Consider the following 24,133-nt stretch of genomic DNA (forward strand, 5'->3'; position numbering starts at 1 on the left):
TTACAAGGCTTTTAAAATTCAATGCTACAAAAATGCTACAGGTTTTTTCTAGGCGTTTTTTGCCATATAATTAACAAAGTTATCTAGTGCATCTGTTTTATCTTTTTTGGTTACATGAGTGTAGATATTTAAGGTAGTTTCCACTTTGGTATGTCTCATTCTTTTTTGTACATATTTTACACTAGCACCACTAGCAAAGAGTAGGGTTGCATGGGTATGTCTTAGGTCGTGGACTCTTATTTCTTTTAATCCTAGGTCTTTTAAAGCTTTTTTTAGCTTGTCTGATATATCTGATAGTCGTCTATGTTTACCCTTTCCATTTGGGAATACTATATCAGAATTTGCTTGTAGTTTGTATTCTTTTAGTATGAGTACTGTTCCTGGATCTAAATCTAGGGTTGCTTTAGACGCTTCAGTTTTTGGACTTGATACTATCACCTTTTTATCTTCGCCTATTCCTAGGGTTTTATCAATTGCTATAGTGTTTTGCTTTAGGTCTAGGTTCTCCCATGTTAGGGCTAGGGTTTCACCTCTTCTAAGTCCTGTATATATCATTAACCTAAAGAGGGCTAGCCAGTATATATCACCTTTGAAGTAGTCTAGTAACTTAGCAACTTCATCTGGTTCTAGGTAGTTAATTTGTTCTTGGGGTGCTTTAAAGTCTGGTAAGATTACATCATTGAATGGATTTTTTGGTAAGGCATATACTTTTACCGCATATTTCATAACTCTTTTAGCATAATTAAAGTATTCTTTACCTTTTACAAATTGGGATAAACTCATTGCAAACATCTGGCAAATTTTTGTATTGATATCTTCTATCTTCATATCACCAAATAAAGGTAAGATATGGAGTCTATATATACTAGTTGCTGACTCATAGGTTGTTTCTTTTACCTTGGTTTTATATACATCTAGCCATTCTTCGTATATTTCTTGATAGGTAAAATTGCCGTTTAGCTTATCATTGTAATTTTGTATCAATTCATTGTATGCAAAGATAGCGGCATTTTGACTTTTATATCCACCTTTCCTGGTGACTTTATCACCTAATCTGATTTGGAATTTATACCTGGTTCCGCTTTTAGTTTTGTATTGTTCAATTTTCATTTTTTCCTCCTATTATTGCCCTGTTATTTTTATAGGGTTTCTGATATAATAGAAGTGTAGGCACACTTCTATTGTGTTTACGTACGCTTAAAAAGACCTTTGCTTTTGTGGTGATTGCTGGGGTCTTTTTTGTTTAGTATGATTCACCTTCAAAATATTTGTATGCGGTATGTTGGAAAGTATCGCTTGATACAAATATATAGGTTGTATGAGTTTCGCCATCGTCATTTTTTAATTGGTATACGCCTACTGGTAAAGCCCATATTTTCAAATAATTATTCTTATTGCCGTTAGGGTATAGGTAGTTACTTATATTTCCACAATAAAATACGGTGAAATAGTGGACGTCGTCTCTACTTGGGTTTGGGAAAAATCCTACCTGGTAAACATTAAATTTGTCAGAATCAAGAGAAGCTTTAAATTCTCTAAAATAAGTACCCTCAATTTTTGTTATAGGTTGAGGAGTTTTTGCATCTACATATAATTCGTCCCAAAACACGCTATTAAACATATTTATCATAGTATCAGATGCACTATCATCTAAAAATATTTCTGGATTGTTCTTAATAAGTTTTACTGATTCATCAAATGTTACAGAACTTACTGCATCAGCGGTCATAGCCTTTACATTATCCATTATAATATCAGACAAATTAGACGGTTTCTTCTTTTCCAATTCAGCCTTTATTTCTTTTAATCCACTTTTATCTGTAGGCTTAGGCTCGCTTTTATACTTCTTTTCAGCGTCTTTAATATTCTGTTGTATTTGTTCGCTATAGCTAAGTTCTTTTTCGCCCTTTGCGTCATCATTGCCTTTTAATTCTTTTACATTAGCTTTTAAGTCTTCTATTTCCTGTTTTAACTCTTTGACTTCTTTAGTATCATCTTTTTTAGTATCGCAACCTACAAGTGCTAGTATAGCAAGTGCAAGCATTAATGATTTTTTCTTCATGATATTCTCCATAAATATATGATAAGGGGTAGGGGCTATTGCCCCTACTTTTACTTATCTCTTTTACTGAATACACCTACCATTTTGCCTAGGATCATAATGTTGTTATATTCTCCTTGCTTAACTAGGATAGGTTTATAAGCGTCGTTTGCTGGTTGTAGTATCAGCGTGTCGTCCATCTTAATAACTTTCTTTAGCGTGGTTTGGTCGTCTAGTAAAACCGCTGCTATGGTTCCGGATTCCACATCAGGGGTTTCTTTGAAAAAGACTATATCGCCTTCGTGAATATTAGCATCTATCATGCTATCGCCATCTGCCACTAGAGAGAAATCCGCTTTGCACAATTCAGGATCTAACTTGAAGTATCCTTCATAGTTGCATTCTGATAATACAGGCATACCGCATTGGATATGGCCTAGTATCGGGACTGTTATTAAGTTTTCTACCCTATGAACACCTGGTAAACTATAAACATCTATCCTTGGTCGCTCGATTAAATCTGATTTTTCAATTTTGAAATAATTTGCCAACAATTCAATTTTATCAATTCTAGGATATTTGTTAGCATTAATCCAATCAGATAACGTGCTATATGGAACATCTATAATCTCTGATAAGGTATTTCTATCAACATCTTTAAGCTCCATATATCTTTTTAGGTTTTTAGCCAATATATCTTTATTACCTAAGTCACTCACTTTTTTCACCTCCTTTACATATATGATTATAACACTTTAAGCGTAAAAAATCAATAAGAAAAGCTAATATTTTACACATAAAACGTAAAACTTAAATATTTTTCTTGACAAAACGCTAAAAGCGTAATATAATTGGTAACAGAAAGTGAGGTGAGCCTATGAGTGAAATTAAAATGACACTAAAAGCCTTAAGAATTAATAATAACTACACACAACAAGAGGCGGGCGAAAAGCTAGGTGTTACAAAGGACACAATTAGTAGATGGGAAAATGCTAGGTCTTTTCCAGATGCAATGCAAATAAAAGCCATCGAAAAATTGTATAACGTAACATATAATAATATTATTTTTTTAGGCAAAAATAACGCTTAAAGCGTAAATTCACATAGGAGACTGGAATGGACGATTTTATAAAAAACATAAAAAAAGACCTAGAAGAAATCAGAAATAATAGGCCAGCCTATGTACCCTTTAATGAATGTAGAGGATTTTTAGACTGGTTTAACAAGAATGAAGGGACAAGACAAAGATATTGGTTTGATTGTTTTATATCAGGTCTTGTGGCAATGATAACAACGATTTTGATTAATAAATGCCGTTAACGACGATTGAGAAAATAGTCGGTTAGGATTGTAACAATAATAGGCACAAGAATGGACTTATTTAAGAAGTTACACAAATTAATAAAAGAAATTTGGTAAGGTCTATAACCTTTATGAGTAAAAGTAATTGATTTATTATCAATTTCTAAATATTCATTTTCTTTTAAAAACTTTAATTCATCAATCCTAGCAATTAATGAGCAAGATTGATCATAGGTGTAATAAGAAGATTTAACAAATTTTAAAGTTTTGTAATTGACTATTAAAGCTTGGTTTTCTAAGTCGTTAGTATCAAAAATGTAAGGATTATCTATTTGTTTAAGATTATGTAAGAGTACAGCTGATTCAAAAGTTAGCATAATTAATTCCTTTTTACTTATATTATATGACAAATAGATATTTAAGAAAAGCATAGGAGACTGGAATGGAAAAAGTAGAAGAAAGGCTGACTGTTTTAAAAGACTATATGACCCTACAAGATATGAAAGACTACTTTCAGTTTAAGGACAATAAAACCTTTAGTGAGTGGGAGCAAAAAGGACTTAGAATAGTTAAGCTTACAGGGAAATCAAAACTCTACAAAAAAGAAGACATTATAGAGTTTTTAGATAACATGAGGACTTAGGAGGATAAATGCTAATTGACATTGAAAAAGTAAAGGTAGGCGACCGAATCAGAAAGGATATGGGAGACCTTAAAGAGTTATCAGATGATATAGCAAAAAATGGGCTTATCAATCCGCCAGTAGTGACTCCAGACTTTGAACTTATAGCAGGTGAAAGAAGGCTAGAAGCTATGAAAAAGCTAGGCTATAAGCAAGTAGAAGTTAGGATCATGAAGGTAGAAGATGCTGAACATAAGTTAAACCTTGAAATCAACGAAAACGAAAACAGAAAAGACTTCAATAAGTCAGAAAGAATCGAGTATGCAAGGCAGCTTGAAAGGATTGAGAGAGTCAAGGCAAAAGAAAGACAAGGCAATAGGACAGACCTTGACGTTACCCAAAATTTTGTGGGAAGTGAGACAGACGATATTGTAGCAAGAAAACTAGAGATAGGAAGCGGCGAGCAATACAGAAAAGAAAAGTACATTGCCGACAATGCCGACCCAGAAACACTTGAACAATGGAACAATGAGGAAATAAGCACACACAAGGCTTATACCAAGGTTAAAGAGCTAGAAAAACAACTAGAAGAAAGTACAGCAGCAAACAAAAGACTAGCTGATAAAGTGATCGAGCTAGAGCAAAGAGAACCAGAAATCATAGAAAAAGAGGTTATACCAGAAGATTATAAAGACCTACAAGATGAATTAAAAGAGTTAATGGCCTATCAAAAAGAGCTAGAGAACAAGCTATACGAATTACAAAAAGAGCCTAAAGAAGAAGTTAAAGAAGTTATTAAAGAAGTAGATAGGGCTGATATAAGGTACTACAAATCAGAAATCAAAAGACTTAAAGATGACCTACAGAAAGAAATTACAAAAAATCTTAGCTTAATTAACGATAAAAAGTTAGCGATAAGTCAATTAGAAACAGAAGAAGCACACAGAAAGAGAGTAAGTGATATTACTAGTATGCACTACTCAATAGCAGGATTTTTAAGAAGTATAGGCGGCCAATTATATCTAACAGAATATTTAGAAGAGGTTACACCTAGAGAAAGAAATCTATACCTAGATTCAGTTAAACATTTAAGAGAATTTTCAGAACAGTTATATATCAATTGTGAAGAAGCAATAAAAAAATATAGGAGCTAGACATGACAGAATACACAAACAAAACACCAAAAACTAAAAGCGATATGAACTTTATACAAACAGTAGATGCGATGAACAAAGCATTAGCAATGACAAATAACTTACTAACAGATATGAGAGGGGAATTTGTAGAGTTTAGGCGAGAACAAGCAGATTTTAGGCAAGAGCATAAGGAGCTAACTCAAAGAGTTGATGATTTAGAATTATCATACGAAATAACTCATGACCAAGAAGACAATATAACTTACAACGTAAGAAGGCTGGCGAAAGAATTAGTAGGATATCCAAGCTATATATATGGGGTAACTTGTAGCGACATTTACAGGTTTTTAAGAAGAAATTACAACCTAGCTAGTGCAGTTGGAAAAACCGAGAAAAGATACTATGAGGGAATAATCAAGGGATTAAACTCATACGAAGAAGTGCAATTTGATAGTGACAAGTTATATGAACATAAAAAGAAACTAGACGAAGCTAAGAAAGGTTGAAACAATGCAAAGACTATACAGACCAACAAATAAAGAACTACCACAAATCAAAATAGAAAGACCAGAAGACGTAATAGGACCTAGATGGGCTAGGGAGATAAAAAGGATACCTGGAAGAAAAGAGAGATACGAACTTTATAAGGCAAATAAAAAAAGCCTTGATCCTATCGATAGTGCAAGACTAAAGGAATTAGAAGGCTTAGCAGATAAAAGACTAAAAGAAAAAACACTAATCACAGGCCTAGCTATAGTGTGGATTCTAATATCCATGTTTGGCAGGACACCTTATTGTGCAATGTGGGGAGTCCCTTTTGCAGTAATAACCTTAATTGCCGGCTTGTGGCTAGTGTAATTTCAAAAGTTAAACATAGGTAAATTATACCCTATGTTTTACAAAAAGAAAAGAGAAAAGATGAAAATAGAAGACCAACAAAAATATTTTGAAGATTTACAAAGTAGAAGTCTAGAAACTCTAATTTTTATGGAGAGAAAGATAGAACAGACTGAAAACGAAAAAGACAGATCAGACAAGCTAGCTATGTTAAGAGTTGCAATCAGCAGCAAAACAAAGCTAAAAAGGAGTTTTCATGACTAGGAAAGAGATTAGGCTATGGATATCCAAGCGGGATATTGATGCAGTAATTTATCTAAATGGAATTTTTGAAAAACTAGACAAAGAAAAACTAAGTCATGACGAAAAAATACTAACAGAAGAATTATCAAAAGAAATTAGGAGAAAAGTATATGCACGTAACTTTAAAGAAATTAACCCTAAGTAACTTTAAAGGAATCAAAGAAAAAGAGATAGACTTTACAGAAAAGACCAACATAAGCGGTGACAATGCCACAGGCAAATCGACTATATTTGACGCCTATTCATGGTTATTATGGGGCAAGGATAGTTTTAATCGAAAGGACTATGAAATCAAGCCTTATGATGAGAATAACGACATAATTCATAACCTAGAATCAAGCGTAGTAGGAATCTTTGATATAGACGGTAAGGGAATAAAATTTGAAAGAATATACAAAGAAGTTTGGAGCAAAAAACGAGGATCTAACACAGAAACCTTTACAGGAAATACTACAGATTTTTATATAAATGACGTGCCAAAAAAGAAAAAAGAATATGAAGACGAGATAGGAAAAATCGTTACTGAAGATGAATTTAATCTTTTATCTAATCCAATATATTTTAACACAATCCTAGACAAAAAAGAGCGTAGGAACATACTTTTAAGTCTTGTAAAAGATGTAAGCACAGATGATGTAATAAGGGCTAAAAAAGAACTAAAAGACTTAGACCTAGAACATTATAGCATAGATGAAATCCAAGCTATGGCCAATGCTAGTAGTAAAAAAATCAATAACAAGCTAAAAGAGATACCAGCAAGGATTGATGAACTAGAAAAAACAAAAACTACAGAAGATTTCACCGAGCTAGAAAAGGAAAAATCAGAAATCCAAAAGTCCATAGATGATATAGATAAATACCTAGCAGGTACTAAAGATGTAGGCAAAGAGATAGAAGAAAAGCAAAAAGCTATGACAGACCTACTAAGTGAGTGTCACAAAATCACAGGAGAGTTTGAAAATAATAAAGCTAAGCTAATCAAAGAAGCAGAAACAGATTTAAACGATACTAGAAGGAAAATAACAGCAGCAGACTATGAAATAGAAAACTTAATTGATAGAAGAAAGACCCTAGCAAAGTATCAAGAAAGAAGTCGAGACTCAATCAATAAATATAAAAAAGATATGGAGATACTAAGGGAAAAATGGAAAAATATACAATTAGAAAAATTTGATGGAAATTTTATATGCCCTACTTGTGGAAAAGAATTTGATCCAGAAAAGAAAGATGAAATCTTAAAGCATTTTAATCTAGATAAAAGCAAAAGACTAGAAGAGATAGGCAAAGATGGTCAATATTGCCAGGGTGAAGTTAAGAGCCTAGAAGAAGACCTAGCAGCAAACAAAGAAGAGCTAGAAGAAATTCAAAGCACATTATTAAAGATTAGCGATGCTAGGGCGGCTAATAAGATGCTAGAAGCTGACCAAGAAGAAAAGCTTGATAAAGCACAAAAATTAGAACTTTGTGACAAAGCACTTAAAGAGATAGACGAGAGAAGAGAAAAGTCAAAAGCAATCCAAAAAGAAATTGACGATATAAGTAAGGTCGATAATACCCAAAAATTGGAGCAAAAACAGGTCTTAGTTAAAAGTTTAGATGAAATTAATACTAAACTATCTAATCAAGGTTTAAATGCGAAATTGGACGAAAAAATAAGCAAATACGAAAAAGAGGAAAAAGACCTAGCTATAGCTTACGAGGGTGAACAGTACAAATTGTTTTTGTGCGATGAGTACACAAAAACCTATGCAGAGCTAGTTAATGACAAAATCAATAAGCTATTTAATTTTGTAGAGTTTAAGCTATTTGATACACAAATCAACGGAGGAATCGTAGAGGTTGCAGATGCAACTTATGGCGGAGTACCTTACGGATCACTTAATAGTGCGGCACAGATAAATGCGGGTCTAGATGTTATAAAGGCCTTAAGTAAGCACTTTGAAAAGCAAATACCAATCTTTGTAGACAATGCAGAGAGTGTAAACAAGCTAATTGACGTAGATAGCCAACTTATAACACTTACAGTAAGCAAACTTAAGAATTTAAAAGTCGAAGAATTATAGGAGTTAAACATGACAAATCAAATCCCAATGAAAACAGGAGTAACACAGATAATCAACCAGGCTATAGGTATGTACACAAAGATGGTCGAAAACAAGCAAGTAGACATACCAGAAAATTATAGCTATAAAAACGCAATCCAAGCGGCAAGGTACTTGATAACTAAACCGATAGAAAAAGGACCAAATAAAGGCAAGGCGATTGTAGACATTTGTACCCAAGAGTCAATCTTAAAGACGATTATGGAGATGGCGCAAAAAGGGCTAAACCCAGATAAAAAGCAATGTTACTTTATCCCTTACGGCAATACTTGCACCTTATCTATATCCTATCAAGGCAATGTAGCCCTAGCTAAAAGAGGGGGCGAGGATATAGGCGAGACATACGCCTATGCGGTCTATAAAAATGACAAACTAGAACTAGTCTTTGATCCTAAAAAAGGAGTTATACAAGTCAAGTCCTATGAACCAGATATAAGCAAGTGGACTAAGTCGGATATAACAGGAGCCTTTGCAGTAATCACAGATAGAAGAGGAAATGTCAGGTACACAGAATACATGACAATGGAGCAGATAAAAGACTCTTGGGCCATGGGAGGGGCAAAAGGCGAATCACCAGCACATAAAAATTTCCCAGACCAGCAGGCTATAAAAACTGTTAAATCAAGGGCAGTAAAATCCTTTGTCAATACGGCAGATGATTCTGACATAGTAAGTGCAAGTGATAAGTCAGCAGCTTATACAGACCAGGAGATAAGCCAAGAGCTAGAACATAAGGCAAATACCCTAGAGCTAGACATTGGCAATGAAGAACTTAAAGAGGAAGAAGTTAAAGCTATAGCAGAAAACATAGATACAGAGCCAGATGAAATCATCGAAGAAGAACAAGAAGAAATACAACCTGACTTTTTTACAGATGATTTTGTAGAAGTGAAAAATCCACCATTTTAGGTGATTGACATGGAAATTGAAGTTTTAGGAACAGGGTCTAGCGGTAATTGCTACAAGTTAGACAACGGGTCGTCCACGCTTTTACTAGAGTGTGGGCTACCATTCAAGGTGATTCAAAGAAAGCTAGGCTTTAAGACTAGCGAGATAGGTGCTTGCTTGATAACACATGAACACCTTGACCATGCAAAAGCAGCAAAAGACCTAGCAAGGGCAGGTATTGACTTATACATGACTAAAGGAACGGCGGAAGCCTTAAAGCTATACGGACATAGGATTAATACATTTGAGGGTATCAAAATAGGCGATATTTTGACCTACAAGGCTTTTAATATCGGTTGCTATAGGATTACACCTTTTATGACAATACATGATGTTAGAGAGCCAGTTGGATATGTAATAAGCGATTTATTGCAAGGGGAACAAATCTTTTTTGTTACAGATACAGCCTACTTGCCCTATAAGATACCAAAGGTCGACTATATCATGATTGAGTGCAATTATACAAAGTCAAAAATTGATAACAAGTTAAGATATGGACTCATTCATGCAAGCTTGAGAAATAGGATTGTGAAAAATCATATGAGCCTTGAAACAGTTGTAGAAGCCCTTAAACTTGCGGATTTGAGTAAGTGTAAAAAGATTTATGTTTTGCACTTATCAGATGGTAATAGTGATGAAGCGGAAATTAAAAGACAGATACAGGAAGTTAGCGGAGTAGAAGTGGAGGTTTGCTAGATGGCAAAGAGAAAAACAATTAGTAAGAAATTAAGATTTGAAGTTTTCAAGAGAGACTCTTTTACTTGTCAATATTGTGGAAAATCAGCACCGAATGTGATTTTGGAAGTAGACCATATAAACCCAGTAAGCAAGGGTGGTACTAATGATTTATTAAACTTGATAACCTCATGCAGGGATTGCAATAGAGGAAAATCTGATAGGAAATTGTCGGATAACTCAATGGTGACAAAGCAACAGCAGGAAATGGAAGAGCTACAAGAAAAACGAAACCAAATAGACATGATGTTAGAATGGCGAGATGAATTAAAAAACCTTGATAATGATGTTGTTGAAATATTTTGTGAAGAGTTTGAGATAGCAACCGATTGTGAAGTTACGGACGAAGGTAAAAAGCGAATAAAAAAATGGCTTAAAAAGTATAAATTAAAAGATTTACTAGAAGCTATGGATAGGTCGATAATTCAATATTCAGATACTAACAAAGCATTTGATATGATACCAAGAATTGCTTATTATGTAGCAAATCCAGAGAAAGGTGCAGATGTTGATTTATACTATATAAGCGGAATTTTGAACAATAGGCTTTACTATTATAACAAACCAGTAGGAATTAATTATCTAAAAAGGGTCTCTAAATACGTTGATAAAGATTACTTAACCGAGGTTGCCAAGACGGTTAAGAATTGGACTGAATTTAAAGAGACTATGGAATACATAATCGAAATAGAGGCAGGATATGAGCAGAACAATAATTGAACGTGAATTTTGGAATGATGAACAAGTTATAGATGAGTACAGCCCAGAAGATAAGCTATTCATGATGTATTTACTTACTTGTCCTAGAGGTAATTCAACAGGAATCTTTAAACTACCTATAAAGCTAATGGCCTTTGAAATAGGCTATAGTCCAGAATCGACTAGAACTTTGATAGATAGGTTTATGAACAAGTACACCAGGATAACTTATGATTTTGAAGAACAGGAAATAGCAATCCATAATGCTATGAAATACACCATAAATAGAGGTGGTAGGCCTATTGAAGAAATGGTAACTAGAACGCTTGAAGAAGTATCGAGCCTTCACTTAATCGAAAGAGTGTACGAAAACATGATTGATTGGTGGGAGTTATCAAAAAGAGATGTAGATAAAAGTATAAAAACTATATTTGAGCAAGAAATAAGTAAGAGGAACTATATCTTAAATACTTATACTAATACTTATACTAATACTTATACTTATACTCATACGCCTACCGAATCGGTACCCGATACGGAAGAAGTGGAAAAATTCAACATTTCAGAAAAAAATAAATTATACTCTGATACGGTACACGATACGCCCACCGAATCGGTACCCGATACGGCAAAACAACCACAACCTAATCGGAAAAGCCAAATCATAGACGAGTGGAACAAGCTAGATGGCAATATACCCAAGATACAATCCTTAAATCCAGGAACTGATAGGTACAAGATGTTAAAGGCAAGAATCAGTGAATATAGCCTAGATGATGTTTTAAAAGCAATTAAGACCATAGATAATAGCCGATTTTTAAAAGGCTACATCAGCACGTGGAATGCGACCTTTGATTGGTTCGTAAAGCCTAGTAACTTTGTAAAAGTCCTAGAGGGAACTTACAACGATAAAGCAGAGATACAGCCAACAAAAGAGGAATCCATATCAGAAATTGCAAGAAGACGAAGATTAGAAAGACTAAAAAACCAGGAGAACAAATGAAACTAGAAATAAACGACTATGAGCTAATTTTACTTAATCAATTAATGGCAATATCAGTTGAGCTTGACAAGAAAGACGAATTGTTCGATAAAAACATGGACGCTGACAGCAAAATAGCAGCAGTAAGTGGAATGGCAAGCCTAAGTTCAAAGCTTTACGAAATATCAAAGAAAAGGCTAAAAGAAGTTAGGGAAGAAGAGACAACAGGCAAAGAATCGACTGATAAGAAAGAAAAACAGCCAAAAAACCATGTAAAAATCAAATTAGTATATCATGACGGATTGACTGAAGACGGTTATCCGAAAAACAGATATGAAGAAATAGATGATTTTATAGCTTTATATATCAACGAGTACACCAAGGGCTTAAGTGTTTATTGTAAGGGTAGGCACTTAATGCTAGACCATGAAGATTTTTATGGAATTGAAGTTATAGACGAAAAGGAGAATCGAGATGAAAATTAAGCTAATGTTTGCAGAAAAAGATAGTGAAGAAATCGAAGAAATAGTTGTAATTGATGATTTTATAGAATTTTGGATCAATGATCTAGACGGTAGTTTTACAATAAGAGGAAAACTTAATATGCTAAGTAAATATGTGAAATCTATTCATGAAGGATTTTTAAGTGCTGATAGCGAGAAATTCTATGGGGTGATGGCTATAGATAACGAAAAGGAGAATCAAGAATGAATCGTGTAGATTTAGTGGGCTACTTAGTAAGAGACCCAGAATTAAAATATACCCAATCAAATCAAGCGGTATGCACTTTTACTTTAGCAGTAAATAAAAGACTAAGCAGGGAGAAAAAACAAGAACTAGAAGCACAAAATAGACCTACAGCAGATTTTCCGAGGATATATGTATGGGGCAAGATGGGAGAAAATGCCAACAGATACCTATTTAAGGGCAACCCATGTGCGATTGAAGGGAGACTTCAAACAGGATCATACCAGGATAGGGAAAGTGGAAAAACAATCTACACTACAGATGTGATTGCAGATAACGTCACCTTCCTACCAAATTCGAGTCAAAATGGTACCCAGCAGGCGAGGAATAACAATTCTAATGTAAATACTAGCCGAGGACAACAAAATCAATCTAGGGGCAATTATGGACGAAATAATGACAATGGATTTTATGAAGATGATTTTAGCGAGATAGAAGACAATGGTGCCATACCATTTTAAAAAAACTAAACAAATAACAGAAAACAAAAGGAGAACAAAATGAAAGTACAAATCGGACGAGATTATATTGTTATTGATGGATTACTATATGACTTTACAAGTTATAAAGATATGAATATTTATGCCCTTTTAAGCGTTATCAATACAGTTGATAATTCAAGATACCCAGATGAGGCAAGCGAAAGAATGGACAAAGAGGTTATTGCTGACGAAGATTTTTTTCAAACACCATATGGATATACAATTCTCCAAATTTTGTATGCTTATTATAACTTCACAGACCTAAAAGCGCTTGGTGAAGAATATAATCAGCTTACAGAAATAAGAAGAAATATCAACAAGAAATTTCAAAAGAAGTGCCATATGCAATATGAATAACAATAAAAAATCAATCGAAGACTTAAAGGCAGAAATGATAGCCTATGATTATAAAATAGGCACTTCATGGGAGAATAATTTTTTCAAGAAAAAACATTATAAAAAATTTGATAGAGTGATGTTTTTCCATTATTTGGACTTGATACAGGAAATTAGAGACGCGGCACAAAGAAACGAGGAAGTATGAACAAAAAAGTAACAGTTGATTTTAAATTTGGCGGAAAAGAAGATTTTGATTGTGATGAATACTCTGTAGATGAGGACAGGGGAATCTTGGAAATAAAAGCTAACGGTGACGTTATAGGCATGGTGATGCTTGAAACAATCAAGTATTGGCGAGAAGAGACCAACAATGACAAGTAAAGAAATTGAGGACGATCCAGTATTTTATATAAAAGCAAGTGAAGACTAGGAGAAAATGTGCAAGAAAAGGGATTTCAAATAAGATACAGAAGTTTACAAAATAATGGATTTGGTAAGAATTTTGAAAAGGTAATATCCGATGCTTGCGACTACTACAGAAAAAAAGGCATAGCGGAAATTGCAAAAATAGATGAACCGTTTAGAGTTATACAACTATACAAGGGTGGAAAATTTAAGGGGCAATTTACAGCGAATGCTAACCCGGATTTTGAGGGAACTCTAAAAGGTGGTAGGTCTATATGCTTTGAAGCTAAATACACCACTACAGATAGATTAAAGCAAGACGTAGTAAGCGATAAGCAATGGGAAGTATTAGACCTTAAACACAAACTAGGAGGATTTGTAGGTGTTTGTGGAGGTATACAAAACAAATACTACTTCATACCATGGGAAGTGTGGATCAATATGAAAAGCCTATACGGAAGAAAATATGTAAAACAAGAAGACATAGGCGAATACGAAGTACCTTATAGGCACGGAATAATGTTTTTAGATTATAAAACCAATGGAAAATAGCATGAAATTATCAATCATCTATTATCCAAAAATGAAAAGACCACGGCTGCTAAAAAGGGAGCATGGAAAGTACGAACAGCACGCCCACTTTTACACGAAAAAAGAAGCCACTAAGTGTCGCATTTTAATAGATAAACAAATTTATCCTAGGGAAAAGAAATATCTAATTGCTATGAAAAGAATTTTGACCGAAGAAGAATATAAAAAATTAAACAAAAGACCTAGGTATTGTAACAAGTGCAATAAGTCTAGGAGAAAATAAGGGGACTAAATGACAGAAAATACAGATATAAGAGCTAGAAGGCTTGAAGAAATAATGAAACAGAGTCTAGACCTATACAAGAAAAAGAACGCTGACTATGGCAATAGCTTTGCTGAAGTTTACAAAGAGTTGGGATTTGAATCAGGACTAGTGCAGATCCTACACAAGGTAAATAGGATTAAAGGAATCCACAGCAAAGGAAAAGCTGAAGTGGAGAATGAATCCATTAGGGATAGCCTTGTAGACCTTGCTAACTATGCACTAATGACTGTTGTAGAAATGGAACTTGAAGAAAACAAAGAAGATGAACTGATTAAAAATATAAAAACTTTAGGTTTATATGCAAAGTCGGATAATAGAAAAATTAAAATAGGTACAAGTGACGGTTGTTGGGATATAGGAGAAATTAATAAAGCTAGTGAAAGTAATTTCAAGTTATTTGTCGGCTATTGGTTTCTAGAAAATAAGGAGGCAAAAGCCTTATGGGGCTATATCCTGGATTACATGATTAAGAATAAGGAATGACCTATGGATCATAAAAAACTATTAGAGAGACTAGGCGAAGAATTTCAAGCACGCGAAAACAACAAAGGATTTGAACTTTACGATACAAAACGCAACCTAATAGCAACCATAAAGGTAAAAGATGGGGATATAAATTACTCAATAAACAAAGGCTTTAACAAGCTAAGCAGAATGAAAAGAAGAAAAGTTTTGTATGAATTATATGGTTTTTGTCAAGAAGAAAAGGAAGTCGGGAGGGCCAGATGAGAAAGTGCAGAATTTATGACAAACAATTTAAAATCATAAGAGATGTTAAGTATATAGATTATCAAAACAAAGAAGTTATGTACTATACTGATGAAATTGAAGGAAACGAAAAGTGGTCCGACCTTGATATAGTGAGGGGCTTTGATGAAGTCAATATCATGTGGTCTACAGGTTTAAAAGATAAAAACGGTGTAGAGATATACGAAGGCGACATATTAGTTGACTATAACGGCCATGAGGCTGAATATAACGAAGTCAAGTGGAGCGACAAATATCTTACCTGGATGATAGAAGGTGATTTTGATATTGAGTTTTTAAGAGATTTTGCAAGACACATTTCACTCGAAGTAATAGGAAATATTTACGAGGATCAAGAATGACAGAAAAAACGTTTGAAGACTTAATAATATTTTTAATGTTTTCACTAGTAATGGCTTTTATATGGTTTGGAACGATACACCCAACAAAGAAATAACAAAATTAAAAGGAGTTAAACATATGAAATTAACTGAATTACAAGACATATTAGGCAAAGAAATAACAAAACTAACAAACAAAGAGGACTTGACAACATTCGATCTAGACAAGGCAAATGCTATTTCTAAAATGGCTTGCCAGATGATAAGCAATGCTAGCGTTATATTAAGGGCAAATAAGAGAAATGACAAAAACGACCTTATATAAAACTAAATTTGGCAAAGTATATAGACTAAATGATTTAGGTAAAACGCTAATTGATGAGAATTGGAAATGCAAGACCATAGATGAATTGGCAACTATAATTGATATATCCGAGGTAAGCGTAAAAAACTATATGAGAAAAAAGGGTTATGTAAAAAGACTTACAGGCAGAAAATATGAGGATTTCAAAGATAAGGTTGTAGAAACTTTAAGACCCTATGAGAGTAAATTGCAATTTGAAGAAATGCGAAAGGTACTTAACAATAAGCACAATATAAAATTGACAAAAGACCAGCTATTATCAATAGTTAAAGATTCTAAGATAGAGTCAATTTATGGCAAAGGTTATATAAGAGTGTTTGTAGATGGAGATAAAAACAACCTAGATTGGGATAATATAATTTTGTTAACTAAAGCTGAACATAAAGCCTTATCAAGGTTTGTGTCTATAAAATTAACTCATGGTGAACTTTTATTAGCAGCTATTGAACTAGCAAAGTTAAGAGTGGCAAAAATGAACATGAAAGAAGTTTATACAGCTACTAATCGAAAAACGGGTCAAGTGATAAAAGCTAATTCTCATACAAAAATCAGCAGAAAGCTGACAAAAAGAAACAGTCAATATAAAGATTGTAAAACTATAGGAGAAAATGGCGAAAGATATATAGGGGATTGGGTTGTGACTAGAGAGGTTATGACTCAATCAAGATAGAAATCACAGAGGATCAAGAATGAATGAATTAAGCTTAGATGAAGTAAAGGCAGATATAAAAACTAGGTCTACAGGTTTTCTACAAACGATTTTTAGGCTATTAGTTTTTAAAATTAACTTTAGTATCAACCAAGAACTTATCCATGAGATTTTATCAGAACTAGCAAGAAGAAATGGTATAGATCCAGAAAACAAGACAAGCACAGAATTATACAAGTTGGTATATGACGAAGAAAAGCGGGATTTTAGAAATAAGGTGACAAAATGATAGGATTACCACAAACAAAAAGAACCTTAAAATGGTTTGAGGAATATTTGAAGCATACAAACGAAAAATACTCAATAGAAAAAAATAAAAAGGAAAAATCATATACATTATATTTTCAAAGAGTTTGCGTTTATGGTAATAGAACCAATTACAAAAAAATTAAGATTGCTAAATTTTATAGGGATAAAAAAGATATAGAAATTTATAGCTACAACGGTGAAGATTTTGATTTATTTGTAAAAGGATTAAGTATGCTTAAATACTGGATAGACAGTGCAACACCAGAAGAAAGATTTAAAAAAGAAATAAGAAGTATGTACAAGCACAAGAACCACAAAACAGATTATGGAGAAGATTTATATCTTAACATAGCTAGTTTTATAGCAACAGGTGAACAATACCCTTGCTTAACTGCCATAGGTGATAGATTTGAGTGGTTGCAGAAAAACTTTACAGATGACGAAATTGACTTTTATAAAAGACTATTTCATATCAATTTATCAGAATTTGAAGAAATAAAAGAGGTTACTTATGCTTACTAAAGAGCTTACTAATAGATTAGAAGAGTTGAGATATAGCTGGAATACTTATAATTATGAAAACAACACTTATATAGAAATATACGATCCTTATGACGAAGACTACTATGATGAAGAAATAGCTACAGTATGTGTTAATAAACCATATATTTTTGATACCAACACCTATCTATTTGAGCAAATGGACGAAGAACACCAGAAGGAGTTACACGAACTACTTAGTAAGTATTCAAGCACGCCAGAAGACGAAAGGGAAGATCAAAATCAAAAACACACCTATAAGCACAAATACCTTAAGACAAAACACGGTAAAGATGCTTATTTAGCTATAAGCATGTTAGCTAGCAACAGAAAATATTATTCAGAGCTAGTAGACGAAGCAAAGAATACAGAAAATTATCAAGTTTTATTTACGAATGCAGAAATTGAGAAATACAGCAAGGAATTAGATATAGACCTTGATAACTATATCAAAGAGGAGGCGGAAGATGTTAGGAAGTGATTATTGCCCATATTGTGGCCATGAAATAGAACCAGATGAAGTAGTAGAGGTTTGTGACTTAGATGGTGATGCACAAGACGAATTAGTGGAATGCCCTAGTTGCGGGAAACATATAAGAGCTAATTTTGAAAAGGTACTTCATATGAGCCTTGTAAGCGAAGAATACTATCTAGAAAACTTGAAGCTCCAAAGACGAAATTATGAAAGAGAACTAAAAACTGAATACGGACAAGAATGTAAAGATTTTATTGAGTGTATGATCGAGAAAGTAGACAAGGAAATAGAAACGGCAAAACGAAATATCTCAGAGAATAAGGAAATGAAAGATGAAGACTACAAAGAGAAAAGAATTTATTAAGTTTTTAGTTAATTTGGGATTAGATGTAGAAACTGCAAGTAATTTCATTAAGTGTTATTACAAGGATAAGCCTTTATTTGCGGTTAGCGATGATAGACGATTTCAATCAGAAGTTACTGGATATTTAGAAAATCTTGATGGTGAACTGCCTTATAAGATTTATAGTGAGGTGAGGAAGTATGCTAGCCTTTATATTGAAGAAAGGACTAGCGAGTATGAAATTGAGGTTGAGAAAGAGGAAAAAACCCGGCCTAATTGGATGACCAGATGTCTTGGGGAAGCAGTTGAGGATTGATGATGGAAAAATAAAAAAGGGAGAACAAGAAATGATAAAAGAATTAGAAAAGAGAAATTTAACGTTGGAAAACTTTAAAGACTTAGTGGAAAAATCAGATAACAAGAAAGCTAAAAGATTGGATAAACAGAAATTGGTTTACCGTTGAAGAGCTCATATCTAAACAGATAAATAAAAGCTTGAACGGTGATTTTAATACAGATGATGAAGTAGATAGAGATAATTTAGCTGAATCAATAGCTAGTGAAATAAAAGACGGAATTATAAATGTAATAGATACTTATGAGGTTTAGACATGAAAGTAAAAGATTTAATCAGAGAACTATCTTTATATGACGGTGAAGAAGATGTTTTAGCTTATCTTTATGATGAAGATAGCGATATAGAGTATGAGTGCGATTTTAAAATAGATTATGAAATAGCCCCTTATTTGAATTTAGAAGAAATTAAGAGGTATTGAGTTATGAAAGTAAAAGATTTTTTAGAGTGGTTTTCTGATTTTGACCCTGAAAGTGAGTTGGAATTTGATTTGTTTGAGGAAAAAATCATTGGCTGGGGGGATTATGCAGAATGTCATACACCTTTAGATGCAACAGATGTGAATTATTTAGATGAAACCGATACTGTTTTTGTAACTTTGGTATGGGGAGATTAAATATGAAATTTAATTATGTTTTAGAGTACAAGGAAGATTGCACGTTAAAGATACCGACTACTAGAATATCTTTTTATAGAACCTACAAATGGAAACAGTTAGCAGTTGCAGAAAACAAAGAGGACCTAGAGCCTTATTTGATAGGACACGAGGAAACAAGAAGGATTGTAAAGAGATGAATATACAAGAAAAAACATTTGGATATTTTACACAGGAAGATTGGCTAGAAATAAAAGACCACATAAAAGAAGTTTTAAAAGAAGATATTTCAAATGTAATTAAAGAGGAATATTTGTTTGATACTGATTATATAAGGGATATAGAAAAAGACTACCTATATGAAGCGGCAAGAACGGTAATTAAAGACCTTCTAAATGAAAATGATATAGAGCTTAAGAAAGTTATCAAACAAGTTATAAGAGAGGAATTATCTAAGGGGCTTAGTGATGGATTTTAAAATCAAGCGCATGGATAACGGAATTTATTCCATAAAAACACATATTAAAGGGATAAACAAAGAAGAGTTTGAATGCTGCTTAAAAAAGCAATATGAACTTAGAAAATTGAGCAATGAAATTGCCAAAAATAACATAGGATATGGATTTAGAAAGGGAAAAATAAAATGATGTTTAAAGCAAAAATCCTAGATATAGATAAACTCATAAAAGATACTGACTTTGTAATAGAGGGCAAAGAAAAAGGATATATAGATGAGGATAACCATGTATATGGTTACTATGTAGACGGATATATTGTAGGACCAGTAGTAGATGTAGGAGACGATCACATAGACTTGGAGTATTGGTGCAAGGTAGACCCAGATACAGTAGTAGAAGTAGATAGCCCAGAATTTACCATAGAGGAATGGGGCACATATAGCATTAAAAAAACGGTAGAAGCTAGGAATGGACTTCATGCACAACTAGCGTATATACGTTGGAGGGACAAAAACCTGCCTAGAGAATTTACAAAAATAAAACTTGAAAGCATGAAAATAGAGGAAATAGAAAAATGAGATACTTATATGCTATGAGAATGAGACCTTTCAGCCCAGGAACTTACCCTAAGGACGGGTTTTTAAGTGTTAATATTAATAACGACCTAGATGATTGTGATTATTATGATTTGCTTGTTTATAGAAGAAAGCTAGATGATGAAGAGGTTTGGGAATGGGAATTTGAGTATATAGGAGCATTTAATGAGATATAAAGCACCATACGAGCTAACAAAGGATAAAGGAGACCAAGGTTGGGATATAAGGGCAAATATTGATACAGTCCTTAATCCGAGCCAAACAAAACTAATTGATACAGGCTTATACTTTGAATTTGAGGAATGTATATATGCTGACGTAAGAGCAAGGTCTAGCCTATCTAGTGAGGGTATACTTTGCCACACAGGTCTTGTAGATAGTGAATATAGGGGAGAAATTAAGGTGTGCTTAACCAATCTAAGTGGCGGTGTTTATCTAATAAGAAAAGGTGACAGGATAGCACAGTTAGTTTTTGGCAAGGAAATAGTAGTAGAACCTATAAAAGCAGATGAAATTGACACAGATACCAGCCGAGGGGATAAAGGCTTTGGATCAAGCGGGAAGGATTAGAAATGGGAAAAACTATATATTTAATCTCAATGCTAGATAAAATTGGAAAGATTTCTACTGTTTTTGCAGCTTTATTTACGACAATTCTATTTGTTGGGATAGTATTTTATACTGATGTTGCCACCGGATTAGGGACATATGAAGAAAAAATATTAGGAAGCTTTTTAAAAATAGTAGGCATACTATTAGGCATATCACTTATTGGATTAGTGTTAATACCTAACAAGGAAGAAATGTATATGATAGCCCTAACCAAGGATTATGAGGTTGAAGATGTATACAGCATGACAAAAGACGAAATAAAAGGCAATATTGATTATGTTTTCAAAAAGATTGAAGAATTGAAAAAACAATAAGAGGTTAAGAAAAATGATTATTGTAAAAGGAGATATAGGAATAGCAATTAATCCTATATGCTTAAAAATAATAAAAAGACAACCCCAAACTATATACATTTCTAATGAAAATATAAATGGATCTTATGAAGGTGTAGAAAATAATTATGGTTATTGCATACAAGCGGTATTTGAAAATTCAGATGCTGCAATACTAACAGAAAAAATAAACAGCTTCAACGAAGCTAAAGAAAAATTAGATGAATTGTACAACGATATATTTTTTGTGCAAGCATAGAAAGAGGAACAGGAAATATCAGAAACAGGAAAAGACAATTTAGATTACAACCCACACAATAATATGTTTGTGATTATGGGCGCTAGTAACCATTCAGAATTTGAAAGGGTGCAGCACGATTATTATGCTACTGATCCACAGGCGGTTGAAGAATTGCTGAAGGTAGAAAGCTTTGATAAAAATATCTTAGAGCCTTGTTGCGGTGAAGGGCACATATCAAAGGTACTAGAAAAACACGGCTACATGGTGGAATCAAGCGACTTAATAGACCGTAATTTTGGAACGGGGGGGGTAGATTACCTCACTATAAAGAGTTGGCATGGAGATATAATCACAAATCCACCATATAAGCACGCCAAGGAATTTGTGGAACACTCTATAAAAATAATTAAACCAGGGCAAAGAGTTGCCATGCTGCTTAAGATACAATTTTTAGAGAGTGTAAAGCGTAGAGAATTATTTGAAGAGAATCCACCTAAATACGTGTATGTATTTAGCAAGAGGGTGAATTGTGCTAGAAACGGAGATTTTAAAGGATTTCCAAGAAATAGTGCTATTTGCTACTGTTGGTATATATGGGAAAAAGGCTTTAAAGGTGAACCAGTTATTAGGTGGATATAGAAAGGAGAAATAAATGAAATTAAAAGTTAGATTTGAATATGAGTACGAAGTAGAAATAAGCGAAGACGAGAAAAAGAATGTAATTGAAAAGCTAGATGATGGCTATATCAAAGATTTAAAAAACGAACTTGACGATATGTTTTTAAGCGACGATGGAAGGTATGAAGACTCTAAGTTAAATTTTAAATATAAAGTTGAGGAATAAAGGAAAATCATGGTAAGAATATTAGAAAATAAAGTCTAATTAGTAAAAGAAAACCCATCATATGATGATGTTTTATCCAAAATAGAACAAGCAGCCAGATTATGTTATAGGTCTAAAAGAAGTGAGACTAGGGAAGGTAGGGAAAAGTTTTTAAAAAATCTTATAGATGTAGGACACGAATCCATAATCGAGCATGGCAGCCTATCTTTTCTTATTACCACAGATAGGGCTTGTGCCAATCAGATTGTAAGGCATAGGCTTGCTTCATATAGTCAAGAATCAACCAGGTATGTAGATTTAAGCGACTTTGATATAGTTCTAGACCAAACATATACGGAAGAAGAAAGAGAGCGTAAGAAAAGAGCATGCGGGTCTTTGGCACAGGTTTATAAGAAAATGGGAGGAGACAAAAAGTCCAACAGGGACAAGGCCAGGGGAGCATTGCCACAATGTACGGCAACTAGACTATATATGACAATGAATTTTAGAGAGTTAAGGCATTTCTTAAAATTAAGACTAGATAAAGCAGCCCACCAATCCATAAGAGAAATTGCTTATCAGATTTTAAAAATAATGAAAGAAGAATACCCGGTATTTGTCTTTGATTTTGATTTGGCAGATTATGGGGATATTTATAATCTAGAAATAAAGGAAGATATGCTAGCTGAAAATGACTAAAAAAGTGCAGAAAAAATTGCCGAATTAAGAAAAGCATGGAGGAATAGTGCAAGATTTTTATAAGAGCCTATGCAAGGAAATCTTAAGAAAGTACGTGCAAGTTAGGACAACTACAAAAGAGATAGACGAAAGAATCGAAGAGATAAACGGCCGCCTAACAAGCATAACTGTTAGGTATGGCGAAGAATCCGTCCAAGGCGGAGGCAGAAATTTAGATGATACTTACCTAGACAATATTGCAAAAAGGGCAATGCTTGAACATAACAATAGAATTAACAAGGCAATAGTTGAAATGGTGGAAAGTGCTTTAACATATCTAGATGATGATGAAAAAGATATAGTCATGACTCTTTATGCTTCAGGTCAAAGAGGGGCAGTATATGATCTGATGGAAGAATACCACTATGAAAAAACACAAATTTATACTATAGCAAATAGAGCCTTAAAGGTTTTAAGCTATAAAATGTTTGGGAACGCTTGAAAAACGGAAAAAGAGTGAACACATTAAGAGAAAATACAGGCTATAATAGTAGTGTATAGTAGTAACGGGCTGACAGTTGTACTCGGGTGAATATCTTTTACCATCTAGTTCTTCAGAAGCGTTTGACATAAAATTCTCCTAATTTATTCTATATACCAGCCCTTCTTACTACTAAAAAACATTGCCAGTCTCCTAAGTCTTGATTTTATCAAGGCTTTTTTTATTTATAAATTTGTGAAAAATAGCAAGGAAAGAGTTATGAAACATAAAGATTTTAGCCAAAATAATCATGATAATAAAATAAGTGATACCAAAAAATCAGAAAGTGACTTATATATAATTAAGACTAAAAAGCCTTACACAGTCAAGGACTATTTCCCAAACTATAGTTATGAGTATGAACATAAAGATATAGAACAAGAATCTAAAGCTATGATTGATGACTTGCATAACTTTATAGAAAATAATTCTGACCTTGCTATTTCTCAATATTCTAGCAAAGATGAAGAAGCAATCATTGAAGGATTTGGCAGGGCAATAGCCCTAGTCGAGTTATATATAAAGACAATTTACATAGAATAGGAGGTGTTTTGAAATTGCAAAGAAAAAAATAAATAGCAAGCAAAAGATACCTCCT

At 33.4% G+C, this 24,133-nt stretch carries 50 protein-coding genes; 46 read left to right on the forward strand and 4 right to left on the reverse strand.

The features are described from left to right. Positions 1 to 48: 48 nt before the first annotated feature. The 3 genes from RQ893_RS00085 to RQ893_RS00095 all read right to left on the reverse strand — a co-directional run bounded on the left by RQ893_RS00085 (position 49) and on the right by RQ893_RS00095 (position 2,760). Entirely contained in the window at positions 49 to 1,110 is a 1,062-nt protein-coding gene (locus RQ893_RS00085; protein ID WP_311481028.1) for a site-specific integrase, read from the reverse strand. A 133-nt stretch (positions 1,111 to 1,243) separates the two neighbouring features. After that, complete coding sequence (locus tag RQ893_RS00090; protein WP_311481029.1) at positions 1,244 to 2,074, reverse strand: hypothetical protein; 831 nt, start codon at positions 2,072 to 2,074, stop codon at positions 1,244 to 1,246. A 38-nt stretch (positions 2,075 to 2,112) separates the two neighbouring features. Beyond that, complete coding sequence (locus RQ893_RS00095; protein ID WP_311481030.1) at positions 2,113 to 2,760, reverse strand: S24 family peptidase; 648 nt, start codon at positions 2,758 to 2,760, stop codon at positions 2,113 to 2,115. A 158-nt stretch (positions 2,761 to 2,918) separates the two neighbouring features. Between RQ893_RS00095 and RQ893_RS00100 the strand changes: the two genes are divergently transcribed. Both RQ893_RS00100 and RQ893_RS00105 read left to right on the forward strand, forming a co-directional pair. Then, the gene (locus tag RQ893_RS00100; RefSeq protein WP_308748475.1) at positions 2,919 to 3,131 is read left to right on the forward strand and encodes a helix-turn-helix transcriptional regulator; all 213 of its coding nucleotides are present in this window, start codon (positions 2,919 to 2,921) and stop codon (positions 3,129 to 3,131) included. Positions 3,132 to 3,157: 26 nt separating this feature from the next. Next, on the forward strand, positions 3,158 to 3,361 hold the full coding sequence (locus RQ893_RS00105; protein WP_308748474.1) for a hypothetical protein: 204 nt from the start codon (positions 3,158 to 3,160) through the stop codon (positions 3,359 to 3,361). Here the strand turns inward: RQ893_RS00105 and RQ893_RS00110 are convergent. Beyond that, on the reverse strand, positions 3,358 to 3,720 hold the full coding sequence (locus RQ893_RS00110; protein ID WP_308748473.1) for a hypothetical protein: 363 nt from the start codon (positions 3,718 to 3,720) through the stop codon (positions 3,358 to 3,360). The two genes, RQ893_RS00105 and RQ893_RS00110, sit on opposite strands and share 4 nt — an antisense overlap. 65 nt (positions 3,721 to 3,785) lie before the next feature. Here RQ893_RS00110 and RQ893_RS00115 point away from each other — a divergent pair, with 65 nt between their 5' ends. From RQ893_RS00115 to RQ893_RS00330, 44 genes are all read left to right on the forward strand, one after another. Next, a complete protein-coding gene (locus tag RQ893_RS00115; protein ID WP_308748472.1) occupies positions 3,786 to 3,986 on the forward strand; it encodes a hypothetical protein in 201 nt (66 codons plus the stop codon). Between the two features lie 8 nt (positions 3,987 to 3,994). After that, positions 3,995 to 5,119, forward strand: a complete 1,125-nt coding sequence (locus RQ893_RS00120; protein WP_311481031.1) for a ParB N-terminal domain-containing protein — start codon at positions 3,995 to 3,997, stop codon at positions 5,117 to 5,119. Positions 5,120 to 5,121: 2 nt separating this feature from the next. Continuing rightward, entirely contained in the window at positions 5,122 to 5,607 is a 486-nt protein-coding gene (locus RQ893_RS00125; RefSeq protein WP_311481032.1) for a hypothetical protein, read from the forward strand. Between the two features lie 4 nt (positions 5,608 to 5,611). Beyond that, a complete protein-coding gene (locus tag RQ893_RS00130; protein ID WP_311481033.1) occupies positions 5,612 to 5,959 on the forward strand; it encodes a hypothetical protein in 348 nt (115 codons plus the stop codon). A 60-nt stretch (positions 5,960 to 6,019) separates the two neighbouring features. Beyond that, on the forward strand, positions 6,020 to 6,202 hold the full coding sequence (locus RQ893_RS00135) for a hypothetical protein (protein WP_265213606.1): 183 nt from the start codon (positions 6,020 to 6,022) through the stop codon (positions 6,200 to 6,202). After that, positions 6,195 to 6,386, forward strand: a complete 192-nt coding sequence (locus RQ893_RS00140; protein WP_311481034.1) for a hypothetical protein — start codon at positions 6,195 to 6,197, stop codon at positions 6,384 to 6,386. Before RQ893_RS00135 ends, RQ893_RS00140 begins: the two co-directional genes overlap by 8 nt. Then, the gene (locus RQ893_RS00145) at positions 6,352 to 8,304 is read left to right on the forward strand and encodes an ATP-binding protein (protein WP_311481035.1); all 1,953 of its coding nucleotides are present in this window, start codon (positions 6,352 to 6,354) and stop codon (positions 8,302 to 8,304) included. Before RQ893_RS00140 ends, RQ893_RS00145 begins: the two co-directional genes overlap by 35 nt. Positions 8,305 to 8,313: 9 nt before the next feature. After that, entirely contained in the window at positions 8,314 to 9,252 is a 939-nt protein-coding gene (locus RQ893_RS00150; protein ID WP_311481036.1) for a RecT family recombinase, read from the forward strand. A 9-nt stretch (positions 9,253 to 9,261) separates the two neighbouring features. Beyond that, positions 9,262 to 9,987 carry an MBL fold metallo-hydrolase gene (locus RQ893_RS00155; RefSeq protein WP_311481037.1) on the forward strand — a complete coding sequence of 242 codons (726 nt, stop codon included), beginning with the start codon at positions 9,262 to 9,264 and terminating at the stop codon, positions 9,985 to 9,987. Continuing rightward, positions 9,988 to 10,746 (forward strand): HNH endonuclease, encoded by a 759-nt coding sequence (locus tag RQ893_RS00160; RefSeq protein ID WP_311481038.1) that lies wholly within the window; start codon positions 9,988 to 9,990, stop codon positions 10,744 to 10,746. After that, positions 10,727 to 11,728 (forward strand): hypothetical protein, encoded by a 1,002-nt coding sequence (locus tag RQ893_RS00165; protein ID WP_311481039.1) that lies wholly within the window; start codon positions 10,727 to 10,729, stop codon positions 11,726 to 11,728. The genes RQ893_RS00160 and RQ893_RS00165 overlap by 20 nt, the downstream gene beginning before the upstream one ends. Next, positions 11,725 to 12,192 carry a hypothetical protein gene (locus RQ893_RS00170; RefSeq protein WP_311481040.1) on the forward strand — a complete coding sequence of 156 codons (468 nt, stop codon included), beginning with the start codon at positions 11,725 to 11,727 and terminating at the stop codon, positions 12,190 to 12,192. The genes RQ893_RS00165 and RQ893_RS00170 overlap by 4 nt, the downstream gene beginning before the upstream one ends. Continuing rightward, positions 12,182 to 12,418 (forward strand): hypothetical protein, encoded by a 237-nt coding sequence (locus RQ893_RS00175; RefSeq protein ID WP_311481041.1) that lies wholly within the window; start codon positions 12,182 to 12,184, stop codon positions 12,416 to 12,418. Before RQ893_RS00170 ends, RQ893_RS00175 begins: the two co-directional genes overlap by 11 nt. Beyond that, a complete protein-coding gene (locus tag RQ893_RS00180; RefSeq protein ID WP_311481042.1) occupies positions 12,415 to 12,915 on the forward strand; it encodes a single-stranded DNA-binding protein in 501 nt (166 codons plus the stop codon). Before RQ893_RS00175 ends, RQ893_RS00180 begins: the two co-directional genes overlap by 4 nt. Positions 12,916 to 12,954: 39 nt before the next feature. Next, positions 12,955 to 13,293 (forward strand): hypothetical protein, encoded by a 339-nt coding sequence (locus RQ893_RS00185; RefSeq protein ID WP_308652446.1) that lies wholly within the window; start codon positions 12,955 to 12,957, stop codon positions 13,291 to 13,293. Beyond that, positions 13,286 to 13,480: a hypothetical protein gene (locus RQ893_RS00190; protein WP_308652447.1), complete on the forward strand. Its 195-nt coding sequence runs from the start codon at positions 13,286 to 13,288 to the stop codon at positions 13,478 to 13,480. Before RQ893_RS00185 ends, RQ893_RS00190 begins: the two co-directional genes overlap by 8 nt. Further along, the gene (locus RQ893_RS00195; protein ID WP_311481043.1) at positions 13,477 to 13,656 is read left to right on the forward strand and encodes a hypothetical protein; all 180 of its coding nucleotides are present in this window, start codon (positions 13,477 to 13,479) and stop codon (positions 13,654 to 13,656) included. The genes RQ893_RS00190 and RQ893_RS00195 overlap by 4 nt, the downstream gene beginning before the upstream one ends. Positions 13,657 to 13,713: 57 nt before the next feature. Then, a complete protein-coding gene (locus RQ893_RS00200) occupies positions 13,714 to 14,232 on the forward strand; it encodes a Holliday junction resolvase RecU (protein WP_311481044.1) in 519 nt (172 codons plus the stop codon). Between the two features lie 271 nt (positions 14,233 to 14,503). Then, on the forward strand, positions 14,504 to 15,019 hold the full coding sequence (locus tag RQ893_RS00205) for a DUF1599 domain-containing protein (RefSeq protein ID WP_311481045.1): 516 nt from the start codon (positions 14,504 to 14,506) through the stop codon (positions 15,017 to 15,019). A 3-nt stretch (positions 15,020 to 15,022) separates the two neighbouring features. Further along, positions 15,023 to 15,265 (forward strand): hypothetical protein, encoded by a 243-nt coding sequence (locus RQ893_RS00210; protein WP_311481046.1) that lies wholly within the window; start codon positions 15,023 to 15,025, stop codon positions 15,263 to 15,265. Continuing rightward, positions 15,262 to 15,645 carry a YopX family protein gene (locus tag RQ893_RS00215; RefSeq protein WP_311481047.1) on the forward strand — a complete coding sequence of 128 codons (384 nt, stop codon included), beginning with the start codon at positions 15,262 to 15,264 and terminating at the stop codon, positions 15,643 to 15,645. Before RQ893_RS00210 ends, RQ893_RS00215 begins: the two co-directional genes overlap by 4 nt. A 118-nt stretch (positions 15,646 to 15,763) precedes the next feature. Beyond that, a complete protein-coding gene (locus RQ893_RS00220; protein WP_311481048.1) occupies positions 15,764 to 15,949 on the forward strand; it encodes a hypothetical protein in 186 nt (61 codons plus the stop codon). After that, a complete protein-coding gene (locus tag RQ893_RS00225) occupies positions 15,927 to 16,658 on the forward strand; it encodes a hypothetical protein (protein WP_311481049.1) in 732 nt (243 codons plus the stop codon). The genes RQ893_RS00220 and RQ893_RS00225 overlap by 23 nt, the downstream gene beginning before the upstream one ends. 19 nt (positions 16,659 to 16,677) lie before the next feature. Further along, positions 16,678 to 16,926 (forward strand): hypothetical protein, encoded by a 249-nt coding sequence (locus RQ893_RS00230; protein ID WP_311481050.1) that lies wholly within the window; start codon positions 16,678 to 16,680, stop codon positions 16,924 to 16,926. Then, complete coding sequence (locus tag RQ893_RS00235; protein ID WP_311481051.1) at positions 16,923 to 17,468, forward strand: hypothetical protein; 546 nt, start codon at positions 16,923 to 16,925, stop codon at positions 17,466 to 17,468. The genes RQ893_RS00230 and RQ893_RS00235 overlap by 4 nt, the downstream gene beginning before the upstream one ends. Beyond that, positions 17,458 to 17,967, forward strand: a complete 510-nt coding sequence (locus tag RQ893_RS00240; protein ID WP_311481052.1) for a hypothetical protein — start codon at positions 17,458 to 17,460, stop codon at positions 17,965 to 17,967. The genes RQ893_RS00235 and RQ893_RS00240 overlap by 11 nt, the downstream gene beginning before the upstream one ends. Continuing rightward, entirely contained in the window at positions 17,954 to 18,325 is a 372-nt protein-coding gene (locus tag RQ893_RS00245) for a hypothetical protein (protein ID WP_311481053.1), read from the forward strand. Before RQ893_RS00240 ends, RQ893_RS00245 begins: the two co-directional genes overlap by 14 nt. Next, on the forward strand, positions 18,294 to 18,620 hold the full coding sequence (locus RQ893_RS00250; RefSeq protein ID WP_308652458.1) for a hypothetical protein: 327 nt from the start codon (positions 18,294 to 18,296) through the stop codon (positions 18,618 to 18,620). The genes RQ893_RS00245 and RQ893_RS00250 overlap by 32 nt, the downstream gene beginning before the upstream one ends. Continuing rightward, entirely contained in the window at positions 18,610 to 18,768 is a 159-nt protein-coding gene (locus RQ893_RS00255) for a hypothetical protein (protein ID WP_311481054.1), read from the forward strand. Before RQ893_RS00250 ends, RQ893_RS00255 begins: the two co-directional genes overlap by 11 nt. A 147-nt stretch (positions 18,769 to 18,915) precedes the next feature. Continuing rightward, on the forward strand, positions 18,916 to 19,080 hold the full coding sequence (locus tag RQ893_RS00260; protein ID WP_311481055.1) for a hypothetical protein: 165 nt from the start codon (positions 18,916 to 18,918) through the stop codon (positions 19,078 to 19,080). 3 nt (positions 19,081 to 19,083) lie between these two features. Then, positions 19,084 to 19,275 carry a hypothetical protein gene (locus RQ893_RS00265; protein WP_311481056.1) on the forward strand — a complete coding sequence of 64 codons (192 nt, stop codon included), beginning with the start codon at positions 19,084 to 19,086 and terminating at the stop codon, positions 19,273 to 19,275. 2 nt (positions 19,276 to 19,277) lie between these two features. Continuing rightward, positions 19,278 to 19,454 carry a hypothetical protein gene (locus tag RQ893_RS00270; protein ID WP_311481057.1) on the forward strand — a complete coding sequence of 59 codons (177 nt, stop codon included), beginning with the start codon at positions 19,278 to 19,280 and terminating at the stop codon, positions 19,452 to 19,454. Continuing rightward, positions 19,451 to 19,732 carry a hypothetical protein gene (locus tag RQ893_RS00275; RefSeq protein ID WP_311481058.1) on the forward strand — a complete coding sequence of 94 codons (282 nt, stop codon included), beginning with the start codon at positions 19,451 to 19,453 and terminating at the stop codon, positions 19,730 to 19,732. Before RQ893_RS00270 ends, RQ893_RS00275 begins: the two co-directional genes overlap by 4 nt. Then, complete coding sequence (locus RQ893_RS00280) at positions 19,722 to 19,901, forward strand: hypothetical protein (protein WP_311481059.1); 180 nt, start codon at positions 19,722 to 19,724, stop codon at positions 19,899 to 19,901. Before RQ893_RS00275 ends, RQ893_RS00280 begins: the two co-directional genes overlap by 11 nt. After that, complete coding sequence (locus RQ893_RS00285; protein ID WP_311481060.1) at positions 19,898 to 20,290, forward strand: hypothetical protein; 393 nt, start codon at positions 19,898 to 19,900, stop codon at positions 20,288 to 20,290. The genes RQ893_RS00280 and RQ893_RS00285 overlap by 4 nt, the downstream gene beginning before the upstream one ends. Continuing rightward, positions 20,287 to 20,484 (forward strand): hypothetical protein, encoded by a 198-nt coding sequence (locus RQ893_RS00290; RefSeq protein WP_311481061.1) that lies wholly within the window; start codon positions 20,287 to 20,289, stop codon positions 20,482 to 20,484. The genes RQ893_RS00285 and RQ893_RS00290 overlap by 4 nt, the downstream gene beginning before the upstream one ends. Continuing rightward, positions 20,474 to 20,878 (forward strand): dUTP diphosphatase, encoded by a 405-nt coding sequence (gene dut, locus RQ893_RS00295; protein WP_311481062.1) that lies wholly within the window; start codon positions 20,474 to 20,476, stop codon positions 20,876 to 20,878. Before RQ893_RS00290 ends, dut begins: the two co-directional genes overlap by 11 nt. Before the next feature lie 2 nt (positions 20,879 to 20,880). Further along, positions 20,881 to 21,234: a hypothetical protein gene (locus RQ893_RS00300; protein WP_311481063.1), complete on the forward strand. Its 354-nt coding sequence runs from the start codon at positions 20,881 to 20,883 to the stop codon at positions 21,232 to 21,234. A gap of 13 nt (positions 21,235 to 21,247) precedes the next feature. Further along, positions 21,248 to 21,511: a hypothetical protein gene (locus RQ893_RS00305; RefSeq protein ID WP_311481064.1), complete on the forward strand. Its 264-nt coding sequence runs from the start codon at positions 21,248 to 21,250 to the stop codon at positions 21,509 to 21,511. A gap of 63 nt (positions 21,512 to 21,574) precedes the next feature. Then, entirely contained in the window at positions 21,575 to 22,132 is a 558-nt protein-coding gene (locus RQ893_RS00310; protein WP_311481065.1) for an NAD(P)-dependent oxidoreductase, read from the forward strand. 13 nt (positions 22,133 to 22,145) lie between these two features. Next, on the forward strand, positions 22,146 to 22,337 hold the full coding sequence (locus tag RQ893_RS00315; protein ID WP_311481066.1) for a hypothetical protein: 192 nt from the start codon (positions 22,146 to 22,148) through the stop codon (positions 22,335 to 22,337). Between the two features lie 81 nt (positions 22,338 to 22,418). Then, the gene (gene thyX / locus RQ893_RS00320; RefSeq protein WP_311481093.1) at positions 22,419 to 23,015 is read left to right on the forward strand and encodes an FAD-dependent thymidylate synthase; all 597 of its coding nucleotides are present in this window, start codon (positions 22,419 to 22,421) and stop codon (positions 23,013 to 23,015) included. Between the two features lie 46 nt (positions 23,016 to 23,061). After that, positions 23,062 to 23,496: a hypothetical protein gene (locus RQ893_RS00325; RefSeq protein ID WP_308652483.1), complete on the forward strand. Its 435-nt coding sequence runs from the start codon at positions 23,062 to 23,064 to the stop codon at positions 23,494 to 23,496. Between the two features lie 258 nt (positions 23,497 to 23,754). Further along, positions 23,755 to 24,078, forward strand: coding sequence for a hypothetical protein (locus RQ893_RS00330; protein ID WP_311481067.1), 324 nt, complete (start codon positions 23,755 to 23,757; stop codon positions 24,076 to 24,078). Positions 24,079 to 24,133: the final 55 nt, after the last annotated feature.

The organism is uncultured Anaerococcus sp. (genome assembly GCF_963510915.1).
Taxonomy (GTDB): domain Bacteria; phylum Bacillota; class Clostridia; order Tissierellales; family Peptoniphilaceae; genus Anaerococcus.